This window comes from Microbacterium sp. BF1 (genome assembly GCF_019279095.1).
Lineage (GTDB): Bacteria > Actinomycetota > Actinomycetes > Actinomycetales > Microbacteriaceae > Microbacterium > Microbacterium maritypicum.
Window position 1 is genome coordinate 1 of the sequence record NZ_JAGYWT010000082.1, and the last position, 7,444, is coordinate 7,444.

At 66.2% G+C, this 7,444-nt stretch carries 8 protein-coding genes; 3 read left to right on the top strand and 5 right to left on the bottom strand.

The features are described from left to right. Together KZA10_RS04750 and KZA10_RS04755 are read left to right on the top strand one after the other, a co-directional pair. Positions 1-507: helix-turn-helix transcriptional regulator (locus KZA10_RS04750; RefSeq protein ID WP_218682307.1), on the top strand; the 507-nt coding region annotated here is incomplete at its 5' end. Positions 508-515: 8 nt separating this feature from the next. Next, positions 516-1,379, top strand: coding sequence for a M23 family metallopeptidase (locus KZA10_RS04755; protein ID WP_235188202.1), 864 nt, complete (start codon positions 516-518; stop codon positions 1,377-1,379). A gap of 3 nt (positions 1,380-1,382) precedes the next feature. Here the strand turns inward: KZA10_RS04755 and KZA10_RS04760 are convergent, their stop codons facing one another. The 5 genes from KZA10_RS04760 to KZA10_RS04780 all read right to left on the bottom strand — a co-directional run bounded on the left by KZA10_RS04760 (position 1,383) and on the right by KZA10_RS04780 (position 5,725). Then, positions 1,383-2,015, bottom strand: a complete 633-nt coding sequence (locus KZA10_RS04760) for a DUF1345 domain-containing protein (protein ID WP_179229133.1) — start codon at positions 2,013-2,015, stop codon at positions 1,383-1,385. 150 nt (positions 2,016-2,165) lie between these two features. Continuing rightward, positions 2,166-2,804, bottom strand: a complete 639-nt coding sequence (locus KZA10_RS04765) for a GNAT family N-acetyltransferase (protein ID WP_094451880.1) — start codon at positions 2,802-2,804, stop codon at positions 2,166-2,168. 32 nt (positions 2,805-2,836) lie between these two features. Next, on the bottom strand, positions 2,837-3,409 hold the full coding sequence (locus KZA10_RS04770) for a TetR/AcrR family transcriptional regulator (RefSeq protein WP_218682308.1): 573 nt from the start codon (positions 3,407-3,409) through the stop codon (positions 2,837-2,839). Positions 3,410-3,464: 55 nt separating this feature from the next. After that, positions 3,465-4,967, bottom strand: coding sequence for an MFS transporter (locus KZA10_RS04775; protein WP_094451882.1), 1,503 nt, complete (start codon positions 4,965-4,967; stop codon positions 3,465-3,467). 116 nt (positions 4,968-5,083) lie between these two features. Then, a complete protein-coding gene (locus KZA10_RS04780; RefSeq protein ID WP_094451883.1) occupies positions 5,084-5,725 on the bottom strand; it encodes a TetR/AcrR family transcriptional regulator in 642 nt (213 codons plus the stop codon). Positions 5,726-5,936: 211 nt separating this feature from the next. On the opposite strand from KZA10_RS04780, the gene KZA10_RS04785 reads away from it, so the two are divergent. After that, a partial coding sequence (locus KZA10_RS04785) for a cytochrome P450 (RefSeq protein WP_218682309.1) occupies positions 5,937-7,444 on the top strand: 1,508 nt, incomplete at its 3' end.

Consider the following 7,444-nt stretch of genomic DNA (forward strand, 5'->3'; position numbering starts at 1 on the left):
CTGGAGGCGCTGTCCGAGCGCATGGCACGGTTGGAAGCGATGGCCGAAAGCCCCGATCGGGCGCGTGATTCTTCACCAATCCTGGATGAGGAGCAGTTCTGGGCTTTGACGGGCTTACAGTCCCAGCTGAACGATCACCCCTCGACAGTCGAGGGGGCGGTCATGCTGGTGGGTTCGCTCAAACTGCCGGATGGTACGCCGGTAGCGTGGCAGCAGGCCGCGGGCACCGCGGGTATTTGGGAGACGGAGTGGTCCGATCAAGCCGCGGCATTCTCTGCGCTCGGGCATCCTGTGCGACTGGAACTGCTGCGCCATATCCTCTCGGGCACGCACGCGACGGCTGACCTTGCCGAGGTTGCGTCTCTCGGCACGACCGGACAGCTGCACCACCATCTCCGGCAGCTTGTCGCAGCGGGCTGGGTCAAGCAGAGCGGTCGCGGGAATTACGAGGTGCCCGCGGCGCGGATCGTGCCGCTGCTGGCCTGCCTGGTGGGGGCGGGGCGATGAAACGAGCAGTGCTGGCGCTGTACCGCGTGCGAATCCCGCTCTACTACCTCGCGGCAGTGGTCCTCATCGGCAACGCAGTCTTGGGGCGCTTCATGAGTGCCGGAGGTGTTCGTGAGGTGTGGCTCGCTGCTGTGTTCGCCGCTCTCGCACTTGCCGGTCTCTGTCTGATGCTGGTGTTCCTGGCACCGCGACTACTCCCGGACTCTCCGGTCCGGGTGGTCGAGCCACCAGTGCGAGGCCGGTGGTTGGGGATGAATAGTCCAGCCTCGAAGGTTCCTAGCCACGGTGTGAGGGCCTATGGGCAGGCTTATGCCATCGATATTGTCGCCGACCCGGTGGCTGAACCGCGCCCGGAGTTCGGTGGCGCGATGATGCGGCTACCGAGTGCGTATCCTGCGTTCGGTGAGCCCGTATTCGCGATGGTCGACGGGGAGGTCGTACGCGCTTCAGGATGGCGCAGGGATCACCGGGCCCGCTCCAACGGTTGGGGCATCGTCTACATGATGATCGAGGGCATGATCCGCGAAATCGGCGGGCCAGGGTTCGTCATCGGAAATCACGTCACCATCCGCAGTGGCGATGGCGCATACGCGACTGTCGCACATCTGCAGCAGGGATCGCTGACCGTGAAGGTCGGTGACCGGGTGACTGCTGGCACGGTCATCGGAGGCTGCGGGAACTCTGGCAACACCAGCGAGCCGCATGTGCATGCGCAACTCATGGACCGCGCCTCACTTTGGACCGCACAAGGCCTCCCGATGAGCTTCTCCGGCATCACGCTCGACAACCATCCCGAGGCCGTTGACGCGCTCCCAGCGAACGAGCAGCATATGACAGCGACAGGAGAGCGCCACGAAGCATTGCCACGTTAGGTGTTAGGAAGCCACGGCGTGTTGGAGGACTTGGAATGCGACGGCGACGACAAGGGCGTTGTAGAAGAAGGAGACCACGCCGTGGATGAGGACGAGTCGTCGAGCGGGGAGGGTTTTGAGTGTGGCGTCTGAGGTGGCGAAGGATGTTCCGATGGTGAAGGAGAAGTAGAGGTAGTTGAGGAAGACGGGGCGGTCGTTGCCGGGGAAGGTGATGGCGTCTTGGTCTGAGGCGATGTCGGTGGCTTCATACATCTGCGCGAAGCCGGTGTGCAGGAGTGTCCAGGACAGGACGACACCGATGGATGCGGCGACGCCGAGCAGGGCGTCGTTGTGGATGCCGTCGCCGCGGGCGATCAGGGCGAGCACGGCGGAGTTGACGCCGGCGAAGCTGGAGATGAGGGGTAGAACCCACGACCATCGTGCGACGGCGCGGACGTCGCCGCGGGAGACTCGGGAGGGGCGTTTGCCGCTCCAGGCGAGGGTGAACCCGATAGCGAGGTAACCGGTCGCGAGTGCTTCCCAAGCGATCAGCGCCCAGAGTTCGCTGGAGACCACGTAAACGAGGCTGGCGACGATGATGGAGATTTCTGCGACCGCGCCGACCCAGAACCCTCCGCGGGAACGTGTACGTGCCATCGGCTCCTGCTTTCGTGTCGGGTGGCGTGGTCGGTCTGCCGATGTTCGGCGACGATCGCGTGCCGTAGGCGGGAACGGGCCGATGCGACCCATTGTCCCATCGAGGGTTCCGGGCTTGAAGTCCTGGAGCCCGGTGCTCGTGTCGTGGGCTTAGGTGGCGGTGCCCGAGTACAGGTAGACGCCTAGGGCTTCAGGTTTGCCGTCGAGGACGAGGTTCATGTCTTCGGAGGCGGTGCGGGTCATGCCCTGCTTCTCGTAGAACTGGAAGGTGCACAGGGAGTCGGTGTAGAGGTAGAAGTCGCTGCGTCCGAGGCTGCGGAGATGGTCGAGGTAGTCGCGGTAGAGGGTCTTGCCGATGCCGAGTCCGCGGGTGCTGGAGTCCACGGCGAAGAGCGTCAGTTCGTCGGTCAGCGGGCTCGGGGTCTTCTTGCGCAGCTCACCGTAGACGCGGTCGAAGGCGAAGTACTGGCGCATCGACTTCCACTGGGGCAGGCCGAGGATGCCGGCGCGGAGCATGTGCGCCAGGGTCAGGAGTCGGTTGGTGAACCGGCCGCCGAGGCGTGGCTGCCCGTCGACTTGGCCCATGATGACGCCGACGACACGGCCATCCTGGACCGCGACGCGGGTCCAGGTGCTGGCCAGGAGGCGCTCGCGCAGGTAGATCTCCAGCGCGCTGTCGAGGACCAGGCGGCCGGTGACGTAGCGGTGGATGTAGAAGGCTTCGTTGATGATCTTCTTGATGTCCTCGGCGTCTTGCGGCTGGTAGGGGCGGTAGACGATGTTGGTCATGGTGTGGTTTTCCTTTCCGTGAATGGTGTGGGTCAGCCGGATGAGTCGTCACGTTGCGTGAGGGCGATCAGGTCGGCTTCGAGGGCGGTGCGGTCGGGCTCGGTCAGGACGGCTCCCCACAGCGGGGCGCTGTTGGACCCGTCGGTGGCGGCGATGCCCATGCGGGTGATCGCGGGGTCGAGGCCGTCTTCGAAGAGCGCGCTGCGCCACTGCGCGGCGTCTGCTTGGGCGAGTTCTTCTAGGGCGGGCTCGAACATCAGGTGAGCGGCTAGGGCGATGTAGTCGCGTAGCCCGTTGGGGTCCCCGGCGTGAGCGAAGCTGACGCGGATGTAGGCGCGGGTGAGTCTGCCCGGGACCCCTTCGGGCTCGGCGGTCGCGGCCTGCTCGACGTGGCTGCGGAACTGGGTCATCAGGTTGGTGGCCACCCCGTTCAGCAGTGTTTCCTTGTTCGGGAAGTGGTAGAGCAGGCCGCCTTTGGAGACCCCGGCGGCCTCGGCGATGTCGGTCACGGGCACCGTGGTGCCGTGCCGGCCGATCAGGCGTGCGGCCGAGGTCAGGATGAGTTGTCTGGTCTCGTCTGCGCTGCGTCCGGCGGTCCGTGCCATGATGCGTCTCCTTTCTCGTGGGTTCGGTTCAAGGATTTCAGTTGTGGTCAGGTTTTCAGTGGTCGGCGGTGACGGCGTCCTTGTTGTTCGGGATGAGGGTGAAGGCCACGATCGCGGCGAGGACCATCACGCCCCCGGCGATCAGGGTGGTGGACTGCATTGCCGAGACGAACGCGTGCTGCGCGGCTTCCAGGACCGGGCTTCCGGGCTCGAGGACCGCGGTCGCCGAGGCGAGTGAGTCCTCGGCCCGGGCCGCTACCTCGCCGGGAACACCTGTCGGCAGGTCGAGGCCTCCGCGGTAGAACACGCTCATCAGCGAGCCGAGGATCGCGATGCCCAGGGCCACGCCGAGCTCGTAGGCGGTCTCGGCGACCGAGGCCGCGGCTCCGGCCTTGGCTGGCTTGACGGCGGAGACCACCGCATCCACCGACAGGGTCTCGGCGACACCGATGCCCAGCCCGAGTGGGACCACGGCCAGCAGCACCCAGGCCAACTGCTCGCTGCTCTCCAATGCGGCCAGCAGCCCAAGCCCGACCGCGCCGGTGATCAGAGCCACCCCGATCGCCCGGCCGCGACCGAGACGGGTGAGGAGGAACCCGACCACTGCCACAGCGGCCATCGCCGAGAGGGCGGCGGGTAGCTGCGCGAGTCCGGCCTGGAGCGGGCTGAGGCCGCGGGCGAGCTGGAGGTACTGGGAGAAGAAGAACAGCACACCGCTGAGGGCGAACACCGAGATGAAGTTGACCAGCACCGCGCCGCTGAAGGCGGGCACGCGGAACAGGTCCACGTCGATCATCGGGGAGGCGGTCTTGCGCTGACGGCGCACGAACAGGATGCCGCCGACCACGCTCGCGATGATCGCCGCTGCGGTGAGGAGGTCGAACTTGCCGCCGGTGACCTGCTTGATCGTGTACACGAACGGGACGATCGCCAGCATGGACAGGCCGCTGGAGATCAGGTCGAACCGGCCGGGGTTGGGGTTGCGGGACTCCGGCAGCAGCCACGCGCCCAGGCCGATGACCAGTGCCATGACGGGCAGGTTGATCAGGAACACCGAGCCCCACCAGAAGTTCTCCAGCAGCGCCCCGCCCACCAGCGGGCCAAGTGCGATGCCGCTGGCAGCGGCGGCCGACCAGATCGCGATCGCACGGGTGCGCTCGATCGGGTCGGTGAAGATGTTGCGGATCAGCGACAGCGTCGAAGGCATGATGGTGGCTCCGGCCACACCCAGCAGCAGGCGCGCGGCGATGAGGACTTCCGCGCTCGGCGCGAAGGCCGCCAGGATCGAGGCGAGTCCGAACGCGGCGGCTCCGATCAGCAGCAGCTTCTTGCGGCCGATCCGGTCAGCCAGGTTCCCCATCGTGACCAGCAGACCCGCCAGTGCCAGGGAGTAGATGTCGCCGATCCACAACACCTGCGAGGCTGTCGGCGACAGGTCTGCCGTCAGCGACGGCACCGCCAAATACAGCACCGTGGCGTCAATGGCCAGCAGCAGCACCGCTCCCACCAGCACAGCCAGCGAAGCCCACCGCCTGGCTGGCGTCATCAGTTCGTTCATGTTCAATCTCCTAGATATTTCCTCAAACTACACCGTCGTGCCGGTACAGTTCTGGTCGTAGTAAGCAACCCCGTTCAGAGCTGCTGGCGTGGTGTGCGGCGAGGCGCCGCGTGGCGCTAGCCGGTGTGTTCGCTGGTCGTGCGTGCGAACGATGCCGCCAGTCGAGCGAACCGCTCCAGGCTCTGGCGGGCGAGGTCGTTGTCTCGGTGGGCCAGCCAGGACCAGGCGACTCCGTTGAGCGTGTCGAGGACGAGTTCGGCGAGCACTCGCTCGTCCTGGGCGAAGTCCAGACGCGCCTCCTTCGCCAGCCGGGCGACGTAGCCGGTGGCCTTCTCCAGGGAGGCGGCGTGCTCGTGCTGTGGCAGCTCCTGAAGTTCGGGGTCGCGCAGCGCGAAGCTGCCCAGGTCAAACAGGACCAACTGCGCGTCAGGGTCGGTCTCGATCTGCGCCCAGAACGCCAACAGCAAGGTGCGGATGTTCTCATACGGGCTCGCATCGGGTGAGATATGCGGCCAGGCGGCCCCCAGGTCGATCTCGATGTCACTGGCCAGCAGGGCTGCGTACAGCTCCTTCTTGGAGTGGAAGCAGTAGTGGAACGCCCCGTGCGGCAACCCCGCCTCAGCGCAGATCGCACGGGTGCTCGCCGCAGCGATCCCGTCGCGCCTCATCACCCGCAGCGCGGCGGCCACCAACTGCTCTCGACGCTCGCCAGCGCTGATCTGTTTGCGCGGCGTACGCGCCTCTCCTCGATCGTCCATAGCCCCATCATACGCCTTGGGCACACGACTTGGCCAGTTGACCTAGGCGAGTGGCCAAGTTAGTGTGTTGGGAGACGTCACGCGGTGCCCGAACTCATGGCCGGGCTTCAGGCCGCACTCCGACCTCTGACCGGGTGCGCCCGCTCACAGCCAGCCACCAGGGGCGATGGACGGTTCGACCCGATAGATCGTGAACAGGAAGGCCCTTTCGATGACTCCTCCCAACGCCACCGGCACCCCTCGCATCCCCGGCCCTGCCGCCCTGCCGGTGGTGGGGAACCTGTTCGAGGTGCTGGGCGCTTCGCAGGAGACCTCAATCGAGTTCGCTGAGGACTATCACGCCAAGTACGGCGGCATGTTCGCCCTTGATGTGCTGGGCACGCGGCAGATCTTCGCCTCGGAACACGCGCTGGTGGCGGAGATGTGCTCCAGTCCGTTGTGGTCGAAGAAGGTCCATGACGCGATCGATCAGGTGCGCGACTTCGGTGGTGACGGGTTGTTCACCGCGTACAACGAGGAGCCGAACTGGGGGAAGGCGCACCGGTTGTTGATGCCGGCGTTCGGGACGATGGCGATGAAGGACTACTTTGGCCAGATGCTCGACATCGCCGAGCAGATGATGGTCCGCTGGGAGCGCTTCGGGCCAGACGTGGAGATCGACGTCGCCGAGGACATGACCCGGCTGACGCTGGACACGATCGCGCTGTGTGCGTTCGATGTGCGGTTCAACTCGTTCTACTCCGAGAACCATCACCCTTTCGTCGGTGCGATGGTGGGCGCGCTGACCGAGGCGGGGCTGCGCAGCGAGCGCCTACCGGGGGTGCAGCCGTTCATGGTCGGCACCAACCGCCGCTACCGCGAGGACATCGCCACCATGCGGCAGATCACCCAGGACATCGTCACGGCCCGCGCCGGTAGGCCTGTCGATCAGCGGCCTGATGACCTGCTGGAGCGGATGCTGTCGGCTGCGGACCCGCTCACCGGGGAGAAGCTGTCGGAGGAGAACGTCCAGTATCAGCTCGCGACCTTCCTCATCGCCGGGCATGAGACCACCTCCGGGCTGTTGTCCTTCGCGACCCACAAGCTGCTGACCCACCCCGATGTGCTCGCGAAGGCCCGCGAGGTGGTTGATGAGGTCTTGGGTGATCGGACCCCGGAGTTCGCTGACCTGGCCAAGTTGGGCTACATCGGGCAGGTTCTGCGTGAGACCCTGCGGCTGCATCCCACCGCTCCGGCGTTCGCGCTGTCCCCGAGTGAGGACACCACGCTGGGCGGATACGACATCGCCGCCGGAGAGAGCGTGATGGTGATGCTCCCGACCCTGCACACCGATCCGGCCGTGTGGCCCGAGCCGACGCGGTTCGACCCGGACCGGTTCTCCCCGGAACGGATGGATGAGATCCCCGAGTATGCGTGGATGCCGTTCGGCCACGGCGCACGGGCCTGCATCGGTCGTCCCTTCGCGTTGCAGGAGGCCACCTTGGTGCTGGCGATGATGCTCCAGCGCTTCGACATCGCCCTGACCGACCCCGGGTATGAGCTGAAGATCGCCGAGTCGCTGACGATCAAGCCCAAGAACCTCACCATCCACGCCGCCAACCGCCTCAGCCACACCCAGCTCCGCACCGACGCCACAGCACCCGCGTCCGCCCCTGCTCCTGCTCCTGCTCGGAAGGCGTCCGCCGCCGCGACACCACCGGCGGATGCGCACGGCACGCC

Coding starts and splice junctions, on each gene's coding strand:
- KZA10_RS04760 (WP_179229133.1), bottom strand. CDS start 2,015: ATGGCACGTACACGTTCCCGCGGAGGGTTCTGGGTCGGCGCGGTCGCA.
- KZA10_RS04765 (WP_094451880.1), bottom strand. CDS start 2,804: ATGACCAACATCGTCTACCGCCCCTACCAGCCGCAAGACGCCGAGGAC.
- KZA10_RS04770 (WP_218682308.1), bottom strand. CDS start 3,409: ATGGCACGGACCGCCGGACGCAGCGCAGACGAGACCAGACAACTCATC.
- KZA10_RS04775 (WP_094451882.1), bottom strand. CDS start 4,967: ATGAACGAACTGATGACGCCAGCCAGGCGGTGGGCTTCGCTGGCTGTG.
- KZA10_RS04780 (WP_094451883.1), bottom strand. CDS start 5,725: ATGGACGATCGAGGAGAGGCGCGTACGCCGCGCAAACAGATCAGCGCT.